Here is an 18664-nt window from a genome sequence, read left to right on the forward strand (position 1 = left end):
CCAGCGTGGCAATCGTGTCATGTCGGTTTCCCTTGGTCAGATACCGCGGATGCGCGGGCGGCCAGGCCGCTCGGCGACCAGTTCGGCAATCGCCCATTCGAGCGCGTCGAGCCGGTCGGGCGAGCGGTGCGAACTGAGCCCGTCGAGCCCGAAATCGCACATCTCGTCCTCGAGCCTGGCGAGCACGCCCGCATGGGCCACCCGCCCCTGTTCATAGAGCGCGGCGATCGGTTCGGCGCGCCGCCACTTGCCGCGATGGGCGCGCACCGGCTTGACGTTCACCGTGTCGTCGACGGTCGCGATGACGCTTTGCACCATGTCGCCGCCCTGATTGACCTCGGCGACCAGGACATCGGCGCGCGCGGCGTGATAGGCCGCCACGGCGCGCCCCGCCCACTGGCGCGGCCCGGCCGCCTCGACGGTGTGATCGCCGATCACGACGATCCGCCCGTCCGGCGCCAGGCCCGCGACGATGATGCCGCAGGCATCCGAGGTCGCCTTGCTGGTGGCCGGCGGATCGACCGCGACGACCACGCGCCGCAGATCCGCGGGCACGCCGGCGCGGCAGCCGTCGAGCAGGGCCCGAGACCACAGCGCGCCGGTGCGTTCGGCGATGATCTCGGCATCGAGCTCCTGCCGACCCAGCCGCGTTCCCGCATAGCGGCGCTTCATGGCCTCCAGAAAGGACGGCGCAAGATTGTGCGCATTGTCGTCGGTGCGCATGCGTGTGGTCACCGTGGCGCCGTCGGCCATCAGTTCGGCCAGAAGCTTGAGCGGCCGCGGCGTGGTGGTTGCGATCAGCCGCGGCCTCTGGCCAAGGCGCAGGCCGAACTGCAGCATGTCCCAGCAATGGCGCGGATCGGGCCATTTGAGCAGTTCATCGCACCAGGCGGCGGCAAATTGCGGCCCGCGCAGGCTGCCCGGATCATGCGCCGAATAGGCCTGGGCCACCGCGCCGTTGGGCCAGACCAGCCGGCGGCGCGTCGCCTCGTAGACCGGCCGGTTATAGGCGGCGCAGGCCAGAATGCCCGCCGGCCCCTCGATCATCACCTCGCGCACATCGGCGATGGTCTCGCCGACCAGCGCGATCGGGCTGGTGATGGCGGCGGCATAGGGCGCGACCGCGCTTGCGACATGGTGCACCCATTCGGCGCCGGCGCGCGTCTTGCCCGAACCGCGCCCGCCCAGCAGCAGCCATGTCGTCCAGCTTGCATCGCGCGGCGGCTTTTGCGCCTCACGCAGGACCAGCGGGCCGCAGCGCAGCGCCACACGCCGGACAAACGCGCTCGCCCGCCGCCGATACCATGGCGCGGGCGCGTTCTTCACTTCGCTCATCGATGCGTTCTTCAACCGCCGCAAAAAAGGCCGATATCTCGGCCGGATCGTCCGCGCCCGATGCCTCGCCGGCCTCCGGCGCAAGGCGCTTGACCAGACCGGCCAGGGCATCGGCGGCCCGACCGACCGTGACGATGGCCTCGACGACCGGCTTCTGATAGGTGTCGGCGCCACGCGCCTGATCGAGCAGACGGCCCGCCTGCACAGACAGCGTCTCGGCCATGCTGACCACCAGATCGCGCGACAGCGCACCGCCGCCGGCCGGCGCGGTCTCGTGTTCGGAACCTGCCAAGGATACCCGTTTCTTCGAGGAATGAGGACCGGTCGCCACGTCCGCCCGCCGAAGCTGCGGCAGGGCGCCCTATCGATCCAGTTTTTCGATTATGGCACATTGATAGCAGAGCACCGTGACGGTGTCAAGAATAAATTCCTAGAGCCGTGCACCTTTTTTCAGGCCGTTTTTTCCATGTCCGATTCTGACCGCTCGCCGGCTCCGGCCGCGTACCCCGCGCTCGATCCGCTGAAGACCGGCCCGCGCGGGCTTTGCCCCCGCTGCGGCGTAGGCCGCATCTTCACCGGCTTTTTGAAGATCAAACCGCAATGCCCGCATTGTGGGCTCGACCTTGGTTTCGCCGATACCGGCGACGGGCCGGCCTTCTTCGTGATCTGCTTCACCTGCATACCGGTCGCGGCCTTTACCGTGTGGATGGAGGTCGGCGCCGGCGCGCCCCTGTGGCTGAACGCGCTCCTGACGCTGCCGCTGCTGGTCATCTTCTGCGTGCTGCCGCTGCGCCCGCTCAAGGGCTGGATGATCGCCCAGCAATATCGCCACGAGGCCGGCGAAGGGGTATGGGCCGATAAACCAAACATCCATCAAAACCGCGGCCAATAGACCGTTGCAGTTGCCCGCCGGGGCAAATTCCGGCAAGAAGCCCCGGGGCGGCGCAACCGGTCGCGTTGCGCGGCATTGTCTGGTGGGCAGGCAGCCATGAACGATTCCGACAATCCCGAGCGCGAGCCGGGCGCAAAGCACGATTCCAAGCCGACGGAGAAGACGTCGCCGTCGGCGATGATGGAGGTCGACGCCTTCATCGATTCGGGGCTGTACAATGCGCGGCTGGCGGCCGGCGAATTCTGGGACGGCGTGACGATCTTCTTTCGCCGCTTTCGTCCCTACGGCTTCAACCGGGCGATCTTCGAGGCACTTGGCGAGGCGATGACGCTGGGCACGGCGGCCGCGCTGATCATGCTGGCGCTGGCCATTCCCTCGTCGATGGAGGTGGCGCGCAACTGGGAAAGCCAGGAGCAGTTCGCCGTCACCTTTCTGGACCGCTATGGCCGCGAGGTCGGCCAGCGCGGGGTGCTGCATTCGGACGCGGTGCCGATCGAGGAACTGCCGGACAATCTGATCAAGGCCGTGCTGGCGACCGAGGACCGGCGATTCTTCGACCATTTCGGCATCGACATCGTCGGGCTGGTGCGCGCGATGACCGAGAACGTGCGGGCCAATTCCGTGGTCCAGGGCGGGTCGACCGTCACCCAGCAGCTCGCAAAGAACCTGTTTCTGACCAATGAACGCACGCTGGAGCGCAAGATCAAGGAGGCGTTCCTCGCCCTTTGGCTGGAAGCCAATCTGACCAAGGAGGAGATCCTCAAGCTCTATCTCGACCGCGCCTATATGGGCGGCGGCACGTTCGGCGTTGCGGCCGCGGCGCGCTTTTATTTCGACAAGGACGTGCGCGACGTCACGCTTGCCGAGGCGGCCATGCTGGCCGGGCTGTTCAAGGCGCCGGCCCGCTTCGCCCCGCATATCGATCTGCCGGCGGCGCGCGGCCGCGCCAACGAGGTGCTCACCAACATGGTACAGGCCGAGTTCATGACCGAAGGCCAGGTCACCGGAGCGCGGCGCGAGCCGGCGGACGTGGTGCTGCGGCAGGCCAATGACAGCCCCGACTACTTCCTCGACTGGGCGTTCGGCGAGGTCAAGGACTTCATCATCGACAACAGGTTGCCGACGCGCTCGGTGATCGTGCGCACGACGATCGACATGGATCTGCAGCGCGGCGCCGAGGAAGCCATCCAGTTCTTCCTGCGCAAGCAGGGCCAGGAATACAATGTCAGCCAGTCGGCCGCCGTGCTGATCGAAAACAACGGCGCCGTGCGCGCCATCGTGGGCGGGCGCGACTACGGCGTCAGCCAGTTCAACCGCGCCACCTCGGCCGAGCGCCAGGCGGGCTCGTCGTTCAAGACCTATGTCTATGCGGCGGCGATCTCGGCGGGACTGGACGAGACGACCGTGGTGCGCGACGAGCCGGTGACATGGCGCGGCTGGTCGCCGCAGAACTACAATCGCCGCTTTGCCGGCCGCGTCAATCTGGCGACCGCCTTTGCCCGATCGATCAACACGGTGCCGGTCAAGCTGGCCCGCGACCACCTGGGTGGCACTTCGCCCATCGTTTCGCTGGCCGAGAAGATGGGCGTGGAATCGCCTGTGATCTCGCACCACACCATGGTGCTGGGCACATCGGGCATGACGGTGATGGACCAGGCCACGGGCTATCTTTCGCTGGCCTCGGGCGGCGTGACCGGCCTGCGCCACGGCTTCACGCAGATCCGGGCGCAATCGGGCGAGGTCCTCTACGACCGGCGCCGCGACGCGCCGCGCACCGAGCAGATCTTCACGCCCGAGCAGGTCGAAACGCTCAATCGCATGCTGGTCAACGTCACCGAATGGGGCACCGGTCGCCGCGCCGCGCTGGAAGGCATCAAGGTGGCCGGGAAGACCGGAACCACGCAGTCCTATCGCGACGCCTGGTTCTCCGGCTATACGGGCAATTTCACCGCCGCGGTCTGGTACGGCAATGACAACTACACGCCGACCAACCGGCTCACCGGCGGCCGGCTGCCCGCCCAGACATGGCAGCGGATCATGAGTTATGCCCATCGCGGGATCGATCTGGCGCCGCTCGCCGGCGTCGAGGACTCGATCCCGGCAAGCCCGGAGCCGTCGGTTGAGGTCGCCCAGGACGATGCCGGCGCCCCGTTCGAGATGTTCGTGCTGTCCGAGCAAAGCGTGCGCTTTTTGTCCTCGCTCGACCGCAAGCTGGCGAACCTGCCCGAATTGTCCGAGAAAGAGCAGGAAGTTGCCGCAACGCGCTGATCGCCCGACGCGCCGCCGCATCGACCTGCGCCGACCCGCCCCGCCCGCGTCCGCGCGACGCTGAAACCGATGCGCCGATGATCCGCGACCTGACAACCATGCTGATCGCCATGGCCATCGCGCTGGGACTGGGAGCCTATACGGCCGAACGAACGACACGGGATTTCGCCGGCTTCGGCGCGCTCACGCTCGGCCTTTGGACCGCCTATCCCGATGCCGGTACACGGCAGGCCGACCCCTATGCCATGGCGGGCGCCGCCCGACGCACCGAGCTGTCGCTGGGCGACTCCGAGGGGCTTGCCTTCACCGCCGGCATCGACCTTGGGGGACGTGCGCTCAGCGGGCGCTGCGCCTACCGGATCGAGGGAGGCGTGCCCTCGGCACGGCTGTGGACACTGCGCATGACCGATGCGGCGGGCCGCGACATCGTCGCACCGCCGGGCCTGACGGCGCGCACGCACAGCCGCGCCATCGTTCGGCCGCAAGAGCAGGGCGAATTCGTGATCACCGTCTCGGACACCGCGCAGACCGGCAACTGGCTGCATCTGGACCATGGCGGTCCGATCCGCTTCGTGCTCACGCTCTACGATACCACCGTCGCCGGCGCGATGGCGCTGACCGAACTGTCCATGCCGACCATCCGGCGGATGGAGTGTCGGTCATGATCCGGCTCATATATGCGATCGTCATCGGCCTTGTCGGCGCGAGCGTCGTGCACCTGGCGATCGTCTTCCTGCTGCCGCGCTATTCCCAGAACAGTGCCTGGAACGCCATTGTCGCTGCGACAACGATCAACCAGCCCGTCGAAATGAACGGCGAGGGCGACGATCCGCGCCTTGCCCGGCTCGTGAGCCGCTTCGATCCGTATTTCCGCCAGGTCGTGTGCCGGTACGATATCAGCGAAGGCGGCATGCGGATCCATGCCGATGTCCAGGCGCCGTTGTGGACCGCGGCCATCTACGATTCGCTTGCCCTGAGCTACGCTTCGGGCAATGACCGGCTGACGGCCGGACAGCTGCTCGACTTCGCCATCGTCGACGACCGTCAGTTGCGTTTTGTCCGGCAGAACACGCCGAGCGTGCTGACGGACTCGGTCATCGTACCGGCCCGCGACACGCAAGGCTTCGTGATCGTTCGCGTCTTCGTGCCGGACCGCAGCTGGACGCAGCTTGCCGAATCGTTCGTGCAGGCCATTTCCTGCGACACGCTGACGTTCTGAACCCGGCTCACCGTGAGCCGGCCGCGCGCCCCGGCGTCTTGTCCGATCCGCCGCGGCCCGGTGCGTTGTCCGGTGCGAACCCCGACAAGGGCTCGCGGCGCACGCCGGTGAAGAACAGGACCTTCGCCGAACCGCATCGGGCCTCACGCGCGCGTGCGGACCGGGTTGCGCGCATGCCCGTGTGACGATACCCCGCCAATGCAACAATATCGGCCATCGGTGCCCCCTTCGTGCCTGTTGCAGCCGCCGCAAGAGTGAGAGCTTATGGTTAACGCATTGCTAATTGTTGGCCGCTAGCATGAGGGCGAGCCGCGACCGCATCGACCGCTTGCCGCAAAGTGCCGCCATGCGCAACGAACGCCTTGCCCTTATGCTGTGTGAACGCGTGGCGAACTTCGCCCGCATGGAACGCCCCTCGGCCGCCCACATGGCGCGCATCGACCGGCTGGTCGCCGACAATCTCGACCTGCTCGATTTCGACAGCCAGCGAACGCTGATCGGCCTGCTCGCGCCGCTGCCGACGACGCCGCGCACCCTCGTGAAGCTGATCTGCCATCGGGTGCGCGGCGATGTCGCCGCACCGTTCATCGCGCACTCGCCGGCAATCGAGGAGGCGATGGCGCTCGAGATCCTGGCCCGCCACGGCGCGGGCGCCCATTCGCGCGCCGTCGCCCGCCGAAACGCATTGCCGTCGTCCGTGATCGAGGCGCTGCGCGCGCTCGACGATCCGGCAACGGATCGGGCGCTCGAGCTTCGCCAGACGGCAACGCAAGTGCCGCCTGCGCATGCCGAAGCCGTGCCGGCGCCGGCCGATGCCGAAGCGCTGGCCGAGATGACCGAGTTCGCCGCAAGCGGCAAAAGGACCCTGTTTGCGACGGCCCTTGCCGACGCCACCGGCCTTTCCATGGAAAGCGCGATTGTCCTTTGCGAGGATCCGACCTCGCGCAACATGCTGTTCGCGCTGCGTTTCATCGGTTTCGACGAGGCGATGGCGACTGCGGTCTTCAGCGGCCTTGCCGGCGATCTCGCCCGCGACCCGCAGGTGCAGGCACGCTTCCGGCAGAGCTATGGCGCGATCACGCCGACCGCCGCGGCCGAACGGGTGCGCTCCTTCAAGCTCGAGGAGCTCGCGGTGGCCGAATGGCTGCACGTGAGCGTCGCCAATGATCCCGGCGCGGTTGCCGGCAGGCCGAAGCGTCTTTCGCGCGCGGGCTGAGGCTGTCGCTTCAACTTGCCAGCGCGATCAGCGCGTCGACCGGTTCGGTCCAGTTCTCGATCTCCACGAGCCAGAAATCGGGATCAAAGCGCGCCTCGCGCTCGGCGAAATCGCGCAAGGCCAAAGCGTCGGAAACGGACGGTCCGGGCACGAACATGTGGGCCTGCGCCACCGTGTCGCGGGCTCCGGAGAGGTCCGGCGGGGCGGGCTGGAACAGATCGTATCGACCGTCTTCGGCGCGGTGGAAGGCGACAAACAGCGTGCCGGCCTCGTCATTGCCGTGCCGGGCGACATAGGCGAAGCCGCCGCCGGCCTGCACCCGGCGGATCAGCGCGGCAACGAAGATCGTCGTCGTCAGCCGGGCGACCACGTCCGCCTCAGTCGATCAGGCCGATGGCCACCATCTTGTCGACGAGCGCGTCGTCGATCTCACCGGTGACGGGAAGGCGGAACAGGGCCTGGAATTCGCGCACGGCCGCACGGGTCTGCTCGCCGGCGATGCCGTCGACGGCGATCTTGTCATTTCCGAACGCCTTGAGCCCGGCCTGCACCTTGACGACACGCCGATCGGGCAATGTCGGGCTCGCGCCGTCGCCGGGCGCCGGTGCGCTCGCCGGCACGGGCAGTTCCTCGACCGTCGCGATCGGTGGGGCGGGCTGGACCGGCTCGCCTCCGGCCGATTGGGGACGCGGGCGGGGAATCGCAGCGGTCACCATGGTGTTGTTGCGCAGGCTGGTCAGCAGCTCTTCCGTGGTCAACTCGATGCCGCGCAGGCCGACACTGTGCTTGTACTCATCGACCGCCGCGCGGGTTTGCGGGCCCTTTATGCCGTCGATCGCGCCGCCATAAAAGCCCAGTTCGCCCAGCATCGTCTGCAATTCGACGATCGGCTCGGCCTGGGCCTGTCGCGGGCGCGCATCGGGGGCAGCCGGTTCGGGCATCACGATCCGCTCGACCGCAACCGGTGCGCGCTCTGGCCTGCGCGCCGGCTGATCGTCGAAGACGATGCGCGTGACGTTGCGACCGGTGCCGGCCGGTGCGGCGTCCGCGCCATGGCCGTGCCGCGCCGGACCGTCCTGCCCCCGCGTTTCGAAAATGGCCGAGGGGTGCGGGCCATCCTGCATGACCAGCGCGTTGACCGTTCCATAGCCGATGACGGCAAAGGCAAGCGATCCGGCGGCAAAGCGGCCCGGATATCGGGCAATTCCTGCGCCCAGGGCCCGTGTCGCCGCGTGAAGAAAGCCGCCATCGTCGTCAATGTCAGCCAGTTCGTCGCGACGCATCGCGGCCCTCCGTCTTGGTCGTCTCGTTATCGTCATTGCTTGCGCGCATGGCCGGCGCGTCTGCCGCAGCGGGCGGTTGGGCCGCTTCGCCATGCCCGGTTTCGCGGCCGCCGCGCGCGGCCGGTATGGTGACCGCCACCTTCGTGCCGATGTCGGGCTGGCTGTCGATCCGGACATTGCCGCCATGCAACTCGACCAGGCCCTTGACGAGAGCCAGTCCAAGACCGGTGCCTTCGCACTGCCGGGTATAGGCGTTGTCGGCCTGGCGGAAGGGCAGGCCTAACGCCTGAAGATCGGCCGCGCTGATGCCGATGCCGGTGTCGGCCACCGTCAGGATCATGTCGTCGGCGCCCACGGATGCATCGATCGTCACGCAGCCCTGTTCCGGCGTGAACTTGACGGCATTGGACAACAGGTTGATCAGCACCTGCTTGACGGCGCGCCGGTCGGCGATGGCGAACATGTCCGGCGCGGCGGGCCGCACATTAAGATGAATGGCCTTCGCTTCGGCCTGCGGCCCGATCAGGGCAACGGCCTCGTTGACCGTTTCGGCGAGATCGAACGTCTCCGGGACGATCCTGTATTGGCCCGCCTCGATCTTGGCGACATCGAGGATGGCGTTGACGATGCCCAGCAGATGCATCGCCGCGCCATGAATGAGATCGACATATTCGTCGCGCCGCCCGGCCGGAAGACTGGCCGCCTCCCCGCGCCGCAGCAGATCGGAAAAGCCGATGATGGCATTGAGCGGGGTTCGCAGTTCATGGCTGACCATGGCGAGATGGCGTCGCTCGCCTTCCGGGCCGGCTTCGCCGTCGCATTCGGTGGAAGCGGCGGGGCGATCCCCGCGCTCGCCGCCAGGGTGCCCAGCCGCAGGGGCGATCCTCGCCCGGACGCGACCGCCGGGCATCGCCTGAAGCGCAATGCGCGCGGGCGCAAAGCTCTGGCGGGTGCGGCCATCGGACTCATCGATCCGCAACTGGACGCTGGCGCTTTCGCAGTCGCCGGCGCGCAGTGACGAAAGGGCTTGCAGCCAGGCAACCCGGTCGCCGACATGGATGCGGTCGAGCAGCGCTTCGCCGGCGGCAATCACCAGGTCGGGACCGGCCCGGGCAACGCGGCCGTTGCGGTCGAGCAAGAGGGTTTCGGCATCGGCGGGCTGATCGGCGTCGCATGCCAGCGTCTCGGCGGGGGCTCGGGCGGGCGGCTGCGGATCGGCGGGCACTGCAGCGGCGGGCCGCACGGGCTCGGGCAGATGCAGGGCAGCCAGCGCTACCAGGCCGAAAAGGCTCGCCGAAATCAGCGCGGCGAGCGCCGCGGCCGGCGGGGCCGCTTCAGCGCCCAAGACCAGCGAATAGACACCGGCACCGGCGCAGACCGCAGCCAGGAGCATGGCGAGGATCACGGTGGCCGGGCGCCAGTTCGCGGCAAGGCGCTGGCGATGCGGTCCGGCCGGAGACGACAGCCATGCGCCTTTCGCACCGGCGAGAAGCGGAGCGAACGGCTTTCGTATCGAGGGCATGAACAAACGCACCGGCACACTTTCCGACATGCCGCCGGGCATCGGCGGCACCGGGACAATCCCATGCGAGCGTTTACGAATGGATAAATGCAGCACTCCCAACAGTGCATGGCGGGGCCACCGGCGCCGGGCCGGCGGGGGTTTGCGTGTTATGGTTAACGAAGTCGCAAAGGTGCTAACCGGCGAGAATCGCCACGGTCTTCGACGCGCGTCGAATTTGATGCAAATGTCTGTCAAAGGCGCCCGTTCGTTGCGACCCGGTCTTCATGCGGCGGTGCCAAGATAGGGCCGGGTTGGCCCTTTGCGCATTATGGCGGCAAGGGGTGGCGTGGGGAAATGCCATGATCGGATTGCTGCTGCGGACTTTCTTCTGGGCCTTTGTGGCGCTGGTCGCGCTGCCGAGCTTCGTTTCGACGCCGGCGCCCGAAGCGGCGGCCGAGGCGCCGACCCTCGACCGCACCGAGGCGTCGATCGCCGCGCTGCAACTGGCCGGCGGGCTGACATCGGATCTGGGCGAAATCTGCCATCGCCAGCCCATGGTGTGCGAGAGCGGCCGGGCCCTGGCCGACGCCACACTGGCACGGGCCAGGGAAGGTCTTGCGATCGCACGCGGGGTCGTGCTCGACGCGGCGCCTTCCGGCACGCCGCAGCCATAGCGGAGCATCGGCGCGCACGGACGACACGCGGCCGTCACGGCCGGGGATCCTGCTGCCGCCAAAGGCGACATTGCCAGGGGCGCGTGGCACCTGTTGCCTTGAGCTTGGCCGCCGCCGGCCATATCTTGATTCAAGAGGCGACAGGCGCGGCATCACCGATCTGCGCGATGTGGCCGAAACGCGAACAACAGCGCATTGGGATTTGATGACCGACACGACCATGGCCCGCGACATCGACGCGATCATCGACGATTTCGACCTGCTCGAGGACTGGGAGGACAAGTATCGCTATGTGATCGAGCTGGGCCGCGAACTGCCTGAACTCACCGACGAGGAACGCAGCGAGGCCAATCGCGTGCAGGGCTGCGTCAGCCAGGTATGGCTGGTTGCCGACCGCCTCAACGGGTCGGAGGCGGGCGAGCATCGCGTCGGTTTCCGCGCCGACTCGGACGCGCATATCGTGCGCGGGCTCGCCTCGATCATGGTCAGCGCGCTTTCGGGAAAACCGGCCGGCGAGATCATCGATTTCGACGCCGAAGCGCTGTTCCGGCGCATCGGGCTCGACAGCCACCTGACGCCGCAACGCTCCAACGGCCTGCGCTCGATGGTCGACCGTATGAAGGCCGAGGCCCGCGCCGCCCTGTGAGGCGGTCTGCCCGGACCTTGCCGGACCGGTCAGGGGCGCATGGCATCGGGGCGATAGTCGGCGCTGCCCCAGTGCCGCGTTCCGCTGCGGCGGGGCGCCGGCGGCGGGTTGTAGTGGCGGTCGAGCGCTCGCAGGGCCGCCGCGAGCATGACCTTGGCCGAGCGACGCGGCCAGCCGCGTTCGGTTTCCACCTGCTCGAGCCCTTTCAAGAAGCAGCACACATCGATCAGCACGCCCGCGAATTCCGGGCCGACCGCCTCGAGCGCCGCGTGCAGCCGGGCGCGCGCGTCCAGCGCCCGGTCGCCGAGATCGGCCGCCCCGGCGGCCGAAGCGGCGCCGGCGCGAACCGTGTGCGCGGGATCCCATGACGCGGTCACCTTCTGACGCAATTGGCCAAATTCGAAATCGGCACGCAACCTTTCGCCGGCCGCGCAAAGGTCCTCGTCGATGAGCGCCTGGCCATGGCGGGTTCGTGCCAGTCGCGCAAGCGGCGATTCGGCCGCATTGACGAGGGCGGGCGCGCCGGGCACGCGGCGCAGGTCGCGGTGCTGGCCGGCATGATCCCCGTCCGCCTTCATCCGGTTCAGGAAGGACCTGCCATCCTCGGTCACGACCACAACGGAACTGCCGCACTCGCCGCCAGGGGCGCGATCGAGCCAGCCCGCGCGAACCATCTCGGTCACCATCTCGGTGTCGCATGCAAGGGCTCGGCCGTCGGTCAGCCGCAGGAGAACCCTGGCGGCGCTGCGGGTCGGTTCGATGCGTGCCGGCCCCGCCCCTGCGATCGCGCCGACCAGCCGTGTGATGCGCCTTTGCCGACTATCGCTCATTGGACGCTCCAAGCACCGGCGGAATGGAAAAGGCGATGCGCGCAACCCGCTCGGCCATTGCGACGATCATGTCGAACTCCTCGTCATCGCGCAGATCCTCGATCAGATGGCATGCATACACGACGGTGCTCTTGTTGCGCCCGAAGCCGGCGGCAACATCGACCATGCGCAGGCCGAGTGTGACATGAGCGATATACATGCCGATCTGCCGGACGCGGGCGACCGGCTTGCCGCTGCGTTCTGGCGATCGCAATTGTCGCCCGCAGACCGAAAACAGCGCCGCCATCAGGTCGATCACGCCATCGCACAGGGCCGCCGTCTCCTCCTGCGACAGGGGCCTGCGGTCCGGCCCGCGCCAGTCCCGACCGTTCCAGTCGAGCTCGCCGGCATCATCGACCACAGCCTCGGGCATGAGGCGACGGAAGCGGTGGGCGATCATGTCGTCCAGTCTGTGCATTGCGACCTCCGCGTTTGAGGATTTTTTTCTTATAGCAGGTCGCGACGGGTTTGATAGGAATTTGGTCCTATTTCGGCTTGCGCCATGACATATCGAGGTTTTCCGGCGGATGCATGCGGGGACGAGCCGAACTTATCGAACCGGCCGAAGGCCCGCCTATCGTCGCGCGGCACGAAGCGAAGGGGTGGCAAGACGATGGAACGGCCGAACGAACCCAACCGGGCGGTGACCATGGACGTGGACTGGCTGCTGCGCCGGATGACGGACACGGAGCCGGGCAGGCTGGAGAACGCGCCCGCTGCAAGCAAGCGTCAATGGCTGACGATCGTCGAGCGGCACCTTGCACGCGAGCGCAACAAGGGCCTGGCCCGGCACTGGAGCTACAGCCTCAACCGCCATATTGCCCTGAAAGCGGCGCGCGACCGGCTGCGCGGCATGCTCGCCGCCGGCGCGGACCGCGCCGGCCCCGATGGTTCAGCCGGTCGTCGGCCGCGGCAAAGCGCGCGCAGGCATCCATAGCGGCCTGCGCGCCTGGCCGATGCGGCCGTCGGGCAGACAGCGGCGAAAAGACGAACCGGGGGCCGGCGGGCTACTTGCTCTTTGCGCGTGCGCCCGGCTTGCGGCCCAGGCCCATCTTGCGGGCAAGCTTCGAGCGCTGCTCGGCATAGGACGGCGCCACCATCGGATAATCGGCGGGAAGCCCCCACTTCTCGCGATATTCCTGCGGTGTCAGACCGTAATGGCTCATCAGATGGCGCTTGAGCGACTTGAACTTCTTACCGTCTTCAAGACAGATGATGTAGTCGCGCGTCACCGAGCGCTTCGGATTGACCGCCGGCGTCGGTTTGGCTTCCGGCTCGGCTTCGGCACCTGCCGTCGTCTTGCCCAGTGCATTGTGCACCTGCGAGATCAGAGTCGGAAGATCGCCCGCAGCAACCGGATTGTTGCCCACATAGGCGGACACGACCTCAGCCGTCAGTTCGACGAGCAGGCTGGAATCGGTGTCGTGTTTTCTATCGGTTTCCAACGGATAACCCCTTCTTGTCTTCTGAAGATTGGAAATTTGGACCGCTTGCAGGCTTCACTTTCAAACTTAAGCGATATCGAGTGTTCAATAGCCCATTAATAGTAGAGTTGCAACAGGCAGAACAGCTCGCATGCGCCATGGTTATCATGCCAGCAAGACGACCGGCGACAACCTGAACGCGCAACAAATGCGGCAAGCTGTACACATTTGTTGACTTGCCCGCGCGCCGCATTCTTCCCCCATATGGGAACGGCCGATTACAAAAAATAGATCGCCCTGTACTAAACCTTGCAATGCGTGTTCACGATTGCGCTACTGAACAGTGAGCGCAGGCGTCGTCGCCGTCCCGTCCCCGAATACCGCATCGATATAGCCCGTGGGCTGCATCAACTCGAAGGCTATTCTGTCCGAAACCTTGATGAATGGCTCGGGATAGACGCCGGCAATGACGGTCAGGGCCGTCAGGGCGATCAGGATCGGGTAGGCGGACCGGCCCATCGTGCCTGCCTGACCGATAACGCCCTGTTCGCCAGGTTCGAACTGGGAGGGACGCCAGAACGCCAGCGTGAAGAGCCGCATGAGCGCGATGGTCGTCACGAGGCCCGAGACCAGGATCGCCGCCGCCAGCCACCAGACGCCGACATCGATGGAGGCCTTGACCAGATAGATCTTCGGCCAGAGCCCGGACAGTGGCGGCAGGCCGGCCACCGACAGGCACAGAACCAGCGCAATGGCCGCCAGCCAGGGCATCTGCGTGTACAGCCCGCCGGCGCGCGCCAGATCGAAAGTGCCGGTCTTTGCGCCGACGACGCCGACGAGAAGATAGAGCGCGGTCATCACGATCATGGAATGGACGGTGTAAAAGGCGGTGCCGGACAGGCCCGTCGCGCTGCCGAGCGCCAGGCCGGCCAGCATGATGCCGATGCCGGAAATGACGAGATAGCCCAGGATGCGGCGCATGTCGGTCTGCGCCAGCGCGCCGAGCGCGCCCAGCATCATGGTTGCCGCCGCCACCACGCCGATCGCCACGGCCAGGTCGACGCGGTCGCCCGGGAAGATGGTCATGAAGATGCGCAAGAGCGCATAGACGCCGACCTTGGTCAGCAGACCGGCAAAGACCGCCGAAACCGCGATCCGCGGCGTGTGATAGGAGGCGGGCAGCCAGAAGTTGAGCGGAAAGGCGGCCACCTTCATGGCAAAGGCGAAGAAGAACAGCGCGGCGATGGTCAGGCGCGGGCCGACCTGGTCCATTTCGGCGGCCTTGCGGGCGATGTCGGCCATGTTGAGCGTGCCGAACAGGCCGTAGACATAGGCGACGGCAACCAGGAAGAGCGTCGTGGCAACCAGGTTGAGGAAGGCGTATTTGGTGGCGCCGTCAAGCTGCTCGGGACGCGAGCCGAGCACGAGAAGACCGAAAGACCCCAGCAGCAGCACCTCGAACCAGACATACAGGTTGAAGATGTCGCCGGTCAGGAAGGCGCAGGCGACGCCGGCCAGCATCATCAGCAGGAACGGATAGAAGCCGTAGCGCCTTTCGGTGTTGTCGGCTTCGCGCACCGCATAGATGCCCACGGCAAGCCCGACGATGCCGGTTGCCAGCGCCAGTGTCGCGCCCAGCATGTCGGCGGTGAAGGTGATTCCGAATGGCGGCAGCCAGCGGCCCATCGCCATGACCACCGTGCCGGACGTCAGCACATGGACGAAAAGGCCGATCTTGCTCGCCAGCATGAGCGCCAGACCGGTGAGCGCCAGGGCGGGCTGGCCGGCGGTGTTCTTGCGCGTCATCAGGCACAGCGCGGCAAAGGCAAAGCCGAGCACGAGCGGGGCGACCACCAGCCAGTCGGCCAGCGGCGGCGTCTGCATGACGAGCGCATCGGACAGCACGATCTGTGGTCTTGCCGTTTCGGCCATGTCGGTGCTCGATGTCCCTTGTCTCAGTAGCCCAGCGGCGGCACCGGCTCGTCGCGCGGTTCGGCGCGGCGCATCTCCTCGGTGTCGTCGGTGCCCAGTTCCTGATAGGAGCGCATGACCAGGACCAGCAGAAACGCAAACAGCGAAAAGGCGATGACGATCGCGGTCAGCACCAGCGCCTGCGGCAGACCGTTGGCGATGTCGGGCGTGCCGACATAGGCATCGGGCGGGATCAGCGGCGGCGTCTCGCGCGTGATGCGGCCCATGGTGAACAAGGTCAGATTGACGCCGTTGGAAAACAGCGCCGCGCCAAGAAGGATGCGGATGATGTATTGCGACAACATCAGATAGATCGAGACGGCGAAATACAGCCCGCCGAGAAATGCCATGGCCGTTTCCATCAGCCGCGATCCCTTTCCTCGAGGGCGAGCGCGATCGAGGCTATGGTGCCGACCACGACGAGATAGACCCCGATATCGAAGATGAGCGTGGTCGACAGTTTCAGCTCGACGCCTAGCACCGTCGGATAGATCCAAAGGCCGGTCATGTAGGGCACGCCGGCAAACAGCGAGAACATGCCCGCCATGGCGGCGATGAACAGGCCGAAACCGGCGATCGCCATGGGATGAAAGCGCAAGGCGCGCCGCACGGGCGAGACGCCGCAGGCAACGCCATAGACCGCCAGGGCCGAGGCGGCGATCAGCCCGCCGATGAAGCCGCCGCCGGGCTCGTTGTGACCGCGCAGCAGCACGAAGATGGAATAGAGGACCATCAGGGCCGTCAGATACGGAGCGATGGAACCGAAGATGACCGTGCGCATCGCCCTCAGACCTCCATGCCGGCCACGGGCCTGGCCTCGGACTTGCCGACGGGCGGGCTCGCCGGCCGGGCGCCGCGGCGCGAAACCACCCGCAACAGCGCCAGGATCGCAAGGCCGGCGATCATGACCACGCCGATCTCGCCGAAGGTGTCCACGCCGCGGAAGTCGACCAGGATCACGTTCACCACGTTGCGGCCCTGCGCTATGGTGTAGGAATACTGGTTGAAGAAATCGGTCAGCGTGCGGTCGAACTCGGTCTCGAGCACTTGCAGCGTGATCATGGTCAGCGCGCTTGCGCAGGCGAGCGCGATGGTGCCGTCAAACAGGGTCTGGCCGGCCGAACGGTGATCTTGCGGCGACAGGCGCAGGCGGATCATGGCGAGCGCCAGAATGACGACGGTCAGCGTTTCGACCATGAACTGGGTGAAGGACAGGTCCGGCGCGCCCATCAGCATGAACAGCACCGCCAGCGCAAAGCCCTGAATGCCGAGCGTGACGATTGCAGTGAGCCGGTTGGCGGCTCGGACGACGGCGATCAGGCCGGCGGCAGCGATCAGGATGACGACCCACTCATAGCCGTAAAGGTCCGGGAAGGCCGGCATTTGCGGCCATTCGCCGCCCGCCGCCATGGCGCGCCAAAGCCAGGCCGCGAGCAGCACGAAGGTCGCGGTCATGTAGAACTCCATGCGCCCGTTCTGCAGCGTGCGGGTCAGCGCCGTGGAGCCGATGACGAGGCCGCGCATGGCCTGGTCGAAACCGTGGTCGGGGCCCCAGCCGATCGTCGCGAGCAGCCAGGCCATGGCCGCGCGCAGATGCACAAGCGCGAAATAAAGCGCAATGCCAAGCCCAACGGTGACCAGCGACAGCGTCAGCGCCAGGCCGGGTTTGGGAATGATGCCGATTGTGATCTGCAGCGGCGTGCCGGCGACCGCGCTCGCCATCGGGCTGGAGACGAGGGCGTGAAACAGGCCCGAGAACAGCGCCGCGATCAGGCTGGTGGCGGCGAGCACCACCGGCCCGGCGACCATCAGCACCGGCGCCTCGTGGGCGGCCTTGGGCGTTGCGACCTTTTCGCCCAGGAACGGCTTGAGCGCGACGGCAAATCCGATCACCAGCATCAGCGCATTGCCGATGATCGCGGTAACGGTGATCGCCAGCGACCAGGGATCGGCGGCGGCGATGCCGTAATAGATCTCCTCCTTGGCGAGGAAGCCGACAAACGGTGGCAGACCGGCCATGGAAAAGGCCGAAAGCAGCGCCGCGCCGAAGGTGATCGGCATCGCCGCCATCAGCCCGCCAAGGGCGGTGACGTCGCGCGTGCCGGCCTCGTGGTCGACATTGCCGGCGGCCATGAACAGCGCGCCCTTGAACAGCGAATGGGCGACCAGATAGAGCACCGCCCCCTCGATCGCCTTTTCGGTGCCAAAGCCCGTCAGCATGACAAGCAGGCCAAGCGAGGCGACGGTGGTATAGGCGAGCATCAACTTGAGGTCGGTCTGGCGGACGGCCAGGAAGGTGCCGACGATCAGCGTGGTGCCGCCGAAGACGGGCAGGATCGTCTCCCAGGCGACCGTCTCGCCGAGCACCGGATTGAGCCGCATGAGCAGGTAGACGCCCGCCTTTACCATCGTGGCCGAGTGAAGATAGGCCGAAACGGGCGTCGGCGCTTCCATGGCATTGGGCAGCCAGAAGTGCAGCGGGAACTGCGCCGACTTGCTGAACGCGCCGCCGAGCACCAGGATCAGCGCGGCAAGGTAGAACGGGCTCTGGCGGACCAGATCGCCCGATGCGAGCAGCAGCGAGAATTCGCTGACGCCGGTGATGTTCCAGATGAAGATCAGCCCGGCCAGCAGGATCAGCCCGCCGCCGCCGGTGACGACGAGCGCCTGCATTGCGGCGCGGCGCGAGCGCTCGGCCCCATGCTTGAAGCCGATCAGCAGGAACGAGGTGATCGAGGTCAGCTCCCAGAACACGAAGAACATGAAGAAGCTGTCGGACAGGACCAGCCCCTGCATGGCGCCCATGAACATCAGGATGAAGGACAGGAAACGCCCCTGCTGGGGATGGCCCTTCATGTAACCGCCGGCATAGAGCACGATCAGCGTGCCGATACCCGAGATCAGCAGAGCGAAGGTGAGCGACAGCCCGTCGATCAGCCAGGAGAAATTGACATTGAAGGAGGGAATCCACTGCACGCCGCCGGTGACGCGCGCCCCGGCGGCGATGTCGTCGAGAAACCCCAGGAAGTGGATGAAGACCAGCGCCGGAACCAGCGCCAGCGCCCAGGCGGCGTGATGGCGCAGGTAACGCACCAGCACGGGAGCAAGGACCGCGGCGAAGAAAGGCGCAAAAAAGGCGAGAAACGTCAGATCCATCGGGTCTTGGCGTGTATCCTGAAGCGCCTTGTCCGGAAAACGAAGACAAATCGCGGAGCGGTTCTTGTCGTTGGCGCGGATTTAGAGGCCAAGCCATTGAGAGGCAAGACAGATCGGACGGGTATCGGCGCTTTTCAATGACAATTGCGACGAATTGCCCCCTTGGCGCAACGTCAGCGGGCCCGTGTTGTCGGCGCCGCGCTTGCC

General features: G+C 66.7%; 21 protein-coding genes. 8 read left to right on the plus strand and 13 right to left on the minus strand.

Annotated elements, in window-relative coordinates:
- Positions 1 to 36: 36 nt before the first annotated feature.
- Both RBB34_RS05215 and RBB34_RS05220 read right to left on the minus strand, forming a co-directional pair.
- Positions 37 to 1335, minus strand: coding sequence for a terminase family protein (locus tag RBB34_RS05215; RefSeq protein ID WP_306118138.1), 1299 nt, complete (start codon positions 1333 to 1335; stop codon positions 37 to 39).
- On the minus strand, positions 1235 to 1627 hold the full coding sequence (locus RBB34_RS05220; protein ID WP_306118139.1) for a hypothetical protein: 393 nt from the start codon (positions 1625 to 1627) through the stop codon (positions 1235 to 1237). Before RBB34_RS05220 ends, RBB34_RS05215 begins: the two co-directional genes overlap by 101 nt.
- Before the next feature lie 21 nt (positions 1628 to 1648).
- On the opposite strand from RBB34_RS05220, the gene RBB34_RS05225 reads away from it, so the two are divergent.
- The 4 genes from RBB34_RS05225 to RBB34_RS05240 all read left to right on the plus strand — a co-directional run bounded on the left by RBB34_RS05225 (position 1649) and on the right by RBB34_RS05240 (position 5714).
- Positions 1649 to 2227, plus strand: a complete 579-nt coding sequence (locus RBB34_RS05225) for a DUF983 domain-containing protein (protein WP_346432524.1) — start codon at positions 1649 to 1651, stop codon at positions 2225 to 2227.
- A 177-nt stretch (positions 2228 to 2404) separates the two neighbouring features.
- Complete coding sequence (locus tag RBB34_RS05230) at positions 2405 to 4495, plus strand: PBP1A family penicillin-binding protein (RefSeq protein ID WP_306118219.1); 2091 nt, start codon at positions 2405 to 2407, stop codon at positions 4493 to 4495.
- 77 nt (positions 4496 to 4572) lie between these two features.
- Positions 4573 to 5160, plus strand: coding sequence for a DUF1214 domain-containing protein (locus RBB34_RS05235; protein WP_306118140.1), 588 nt, complete (start codon positions 4573 to 4575; stop codon positions 5158 to 5160).
- Positions 5157 to 5714 carry a hypothetical protein gene (locus tag RBB34_RS05240; RefSeq protein ID WP_306118141.1) on the plus strand — a complete coding sequence of 186 codons (558 nt, stop codon included), beginning with the start codon at positions 5157 to 5159 and terminating at the stop codon, positions 5712 to 5714. The genes RBB34_RS05235 and RBB34_RS05240 overlap by 4 nt, the downstream gene beginning before the upstream one ends.
- 7 nt (positions 5715 to 5721) lie before the next feature.
- Here RBB34_RS05240 and RBB34_RS05245 read toward each other — a convergent pair whose 3' ends face one another.
- Positions 5722 to 5931 (minus strand): hypothetical protein, encoded by a 210-nt coding sequence (locus RBB34_RS05245; protein WP_306118142.1) that lies wholly within the window; start codon positions 5929 to 5931, stop codon positions 5722 to 5724.
- Between the two features lie 81 nt (positions 5932 to 6012).
- Between RBB34_RS05245 and RBB34_RS05250 the strand changes: the two genes are divergently transcribed.
- Complete coding sequence (locus tag RBB34_RS05250) at positions 6013 to 6930, plus strand: hypothetical protein (protein WP_306118143.1); 918 nt, start codon at positions 6013 to 6015, stop codon at positions 6928 to 6930.
- A 10-nt stretch (positions 6931 to 6940) separates the two neighbouring features.
- On the opposite strand, the gene RBB34_RS05255 is transcribed toward RBB34_RS05250, so the two are convergent.
- The 3 genes from RBB34_RS05255 to RBB34_RS05265 are packed head-to-tail and all read right to left on the minus strand — an operon-like array spanning position 6941 to position 9735.
- Positions 6941 to 7300, minus strand: a complete 360-nt coding sequence (locus RBB34_RS05255; protein ID WP_306118144.1) for a DUF1491 family protein — start codon at positions 7298 to 7300, stop codon at positions 6941 to 6943.
- 7 nt (positions 7301 to 7307) lie between these two features.
- Entirely contained in the window at positions 7308 to 8213 is a 906-nt protein-coding gene (locus RBB34_RS05260) for a peptidoglycan-binding protein (protein ID WP_306118145.1), read from the minus strand.
- A complete protein-coding gene (locus RBB34_RS05265; RefSeq protein ID WP_306118146.1) occupies positions 8191 to 9735 on the minus strand; it encodes a HAMP domain-containing sensor histidine kinase in 1545 nt (514 codons plus the stop codon). Before RBB34_RS05265 ends, RBB34_RS05260 begins: the two co-directional genes overlap by 23 nt.
- Before the next feature lie 341 nt (positions 9736 to 10076).
- Here RBB34_RS05265 and RBB34_RS05270 point away from each other — a divergent pair, with 341 nt between their 5' ends.
- The gene (locus RBB34_RS05270) at positions 10077 to 10391 is read left to right on the plus strand and encodes a DUF5330 domain-containing protein (protein ID WP_306118147.1); all 315 of its coding nucleotides are present in this window, start codon (positions 10077 to 10079) and stop codon (positions 10389 to 10391) included.
- 205 nt (positions 10392 to 10596) lie between these two features.
- Positions 10597 to 11037, plus strand: a complete 441-nt coding sequence (locus RBB34_RS05275) for a SufE family protein (RefSeq protein WP_306118148.1) — start codon at positions 10597 to 10599, stop codon at positions 11035 to 11037.
- 29 nt (positions 11038 to 11066) lie between these two features.
- Here RBB34_RS05275 and RBB34_RS05280 read toward each other — a convergent pair whose 3' ends face one another.
- On the minus strand, positions 11067 to 11867 hold the full coding sequence (locus RBB34_RS05280; RefSeq protein ID WP_306118149.1) for a DUF6456 domain-containing protein: 801 nt from the start codon (positions 11865 to 11867) through the stop codon (positions 11067 to 11069).
- Positions 11857 to 12324: a helix-turn-helix domain-containing protein gene (locus tag RBB34_RS05285; RefSeq protein WP_306118150.1), complete on the minus strand. Its 468-nt coding sequence runs from the start codon at positions 12322 to 12324 to the stop codon at positions 11857 to 11859. The genes RBB34_RS05280 and RBB34_RS05285 overlap by 11 nt, the downstream gene beginning before the upstream one ends.
- 195 nt (positions 12325 to 12519) lie before the next feature.
- On the opposite strand from RBB34_RS05285, the gene RBB34_RS19835 reads away from it, so the two are divergent.
- Positions 12520 to 12843, plus strand: coding sequence for a hypothetical protein (locus RBB34_RS19835; protein ID WP_346432525.1), 324 nt, complete (start codon positions 12520 to 12522; stop codon positions 12841 to 12843).
- A gap of 70 nt (positions 12844 to 12913) precedes the next feature.
- On the opposite strand, the gene RBB34_RS05295 is transcribed toward RBB34_RS19835, so the two are convergent.
- From RBB34_RS05295 to RBB34_RS05315, 5 genes are all read right to left on the minus strand, one after another.
- A complete protein-coding gene (locus RBB34_RS05295) occupies positions 12914 to 13351 on the minus strand; it encodes a MucR family transcriptional regulator (protein ID WP_306118151.1) in 438 nt (145 codons plus the stop codon).
- A gap of 312 nt (positions 13352 to 13663) precedes the next feature.
- Complete coding sequence (locus tag RBB34_RS05300) at positions 13664 to 15262, minus strand: Na+/H+ antiporter subunit D (RefSeq protein ID WP_306118152.1); 1599 nt, start codon at positions 15260 to 15262, stop codon at positions 13664 to 13666.
- A 23-nt stretch (positions 15263 to 15285) separates the two neighbouring features.
- Complete coding sequence (locus tag RBB34_RS05305; protein ID WP_306118153.1) at positions 15286 to 15663, minus strand: Na+/H+ antiporter subunit C; 378 nt, start codon at positions 15661 to 15663, stop codon at positions 15286 to 15288.
- Positions 15663 to 16082 carry a Na+/H+ antiporter subunit B gene (locus RBB34_RS05310; protein WP_306118154.1) on the minus strand — a complete coding sequence of 140 codons (420 nt, stop codon included), beginning with the start codon at positions 16080 to 16082 and terminating at the stop codon, positions 15663 to 15665. Before RBB34_RS05310 ends, RBB34_RS05305 begins: the two co-directional genes overlap by 1 nt.
- Positions 16083 to 16087: 5 nt before the next feature.
- Complete coding sequence (locus tag RBB34_RS05315) at positions 16088 to 18457, minus strand: putative monovalent cation/H+ antiporter subunit A (protein WP_306118155.1); 2370 nt, start codon at positions 18455 to 18457, stop codon at positions 16088 to 16090.
- Positions 18458 to 18664 lie beyond the last annotated feature (207 nt).

This window comes from Roseitalea sp. MMSF_3546 (assembly GCF_030732865.1).
Taxonomy (GTDB): Bacteria; Pseudomonadota; Alphaproteobacteria; order Rhizobiales; family Rhizobiaceae; genus Roseitalea.

Bases quoted from the DNA above. Each gene is read 5' to 3' on its own strand.
- RBB34_RS05215 (WP_306118138.1), bottom strand. From the start codon at position 1,335: ATGAGCGAAGTGAAGAACGCGCCCGCGCCATGGTATCGGCGGCGGGCG.
- RBB34_RS05225 (WP_346432524.1), top strand. From the start codon at position 1,649: ATGAGGACCGGTCGCCACGTCCGCCCGCCGAAGCTGCGGCAGGGCGCC.
- RBB34_RS05230 (WP_306118219.1), top strand. From the start codon at position 2,405: ATGATGGAGGTCGACGCCTTCATCGATTCGGGGCTGTACAATGCGCGG.
- RBB34_RS05235 (WP_306118140.1), top strand. From the start codon at position 4,573: ATGATCCGCGACCTGACAACCATGCTGATCGCCATGGCCATCGCGCTG.
- RBB34_RS05240 (WP_306118141.1), top strand. From the start codon at position 5,157: ATGATCCGGCTCATATATGCGATCGTCATCGGCCTTGTCGGCGCGAGC.
- RBB34_RS05245 (WP_306118142.1), bottom strand. From the start codon at position 5,931: ATGGCCGATATTGTTGCATTGGCGGGGTATCGTCACACGGGCATGCGC.
- RBB34_RS05250 (WP_306118143.1), top strand. From the start codon at position 6,013: ATGAGGGCGAGCCGCGACCGCATCGACCGCTTGCCGCAAAGTGCCGCC.
- RBB34_RS05260 (WP_306118145.1), bottom strand. From the start codon at position 8,213: ATGCGTCGCGACGAACTGGCTGACATTGACGACGATGGCGGCTTTCTT.
- RBB34_RS05265 (WP_306118146.1), bottom strand. From the start codon at position 9,735: ATGCCCTCGATACGAAAGCCGTTCGCTCCGCTTCTCGCCGGTGCGAAA.
- RBB34_RS05270 (WP_306118147.1), top strand. From the start codon at position 10,077: ATGATCGGATTGCTGCTGCGGACTTTCTTCTGGGCCTTTGTGGCGCTG.
- RBB34_RS05275 (WP_306118148.1), top strand. From the start codon at position 10,597: ATGACCGACACGACCATGGCCCGCGACATCGACGCGATCATCGACGAT.
- RBB34_RS05280 (WP_306118149.1), bottom strand. From the start codon at position 11,867: ATGAGCGATAGTCGGCAAAGGCGCATCACACGGCTGGTCGGCGCGATC.
- RBB34_RS05285 (WP_306118150.1), bottom strand. From the start codon at position 12,324: ATGCACAGACTGGACGACATGATCGCCCACCGCTTCCGTCGCCTCATG.
- RBB34_RS19835 (WP_346432525.1), top strand. From the start codon at position 12,520: ATGGAACGGCCGAACGAACCCAACCGGGCGGTGACCATGGACGTGGAC.
- RBB34_RS05300 (WP_306118152.1), bottom strand. From the start codon at position 15,262: ATGGCCGAAACGGCAAGACCACAGATCGTGCTGTCCGATGCGCTCGTC.
- RBB34_RS05305 (WP_306118153.1), bottom strand. From the start codon at position 15,663: ATGGAAACGGCCATGGCATTTCTCGGCGGGCTGTATTTCGCCGTCTCG.
- RBB34_RS05310 (WP_306118154.1), bottom strand. From the start codon at position 16,082: ATGCGCACGGTCATCTTCGGTTCCATCGCTCCGTATCTGACGGCCCTG.
- RBB34_RS05315 (WP_306118155.1), bottom strand. From the start codon at position 18,457: ATGGATCTGACGTTTCTCGCCTTTTTTGCGCCTTTCTTCGCCGCGGTC.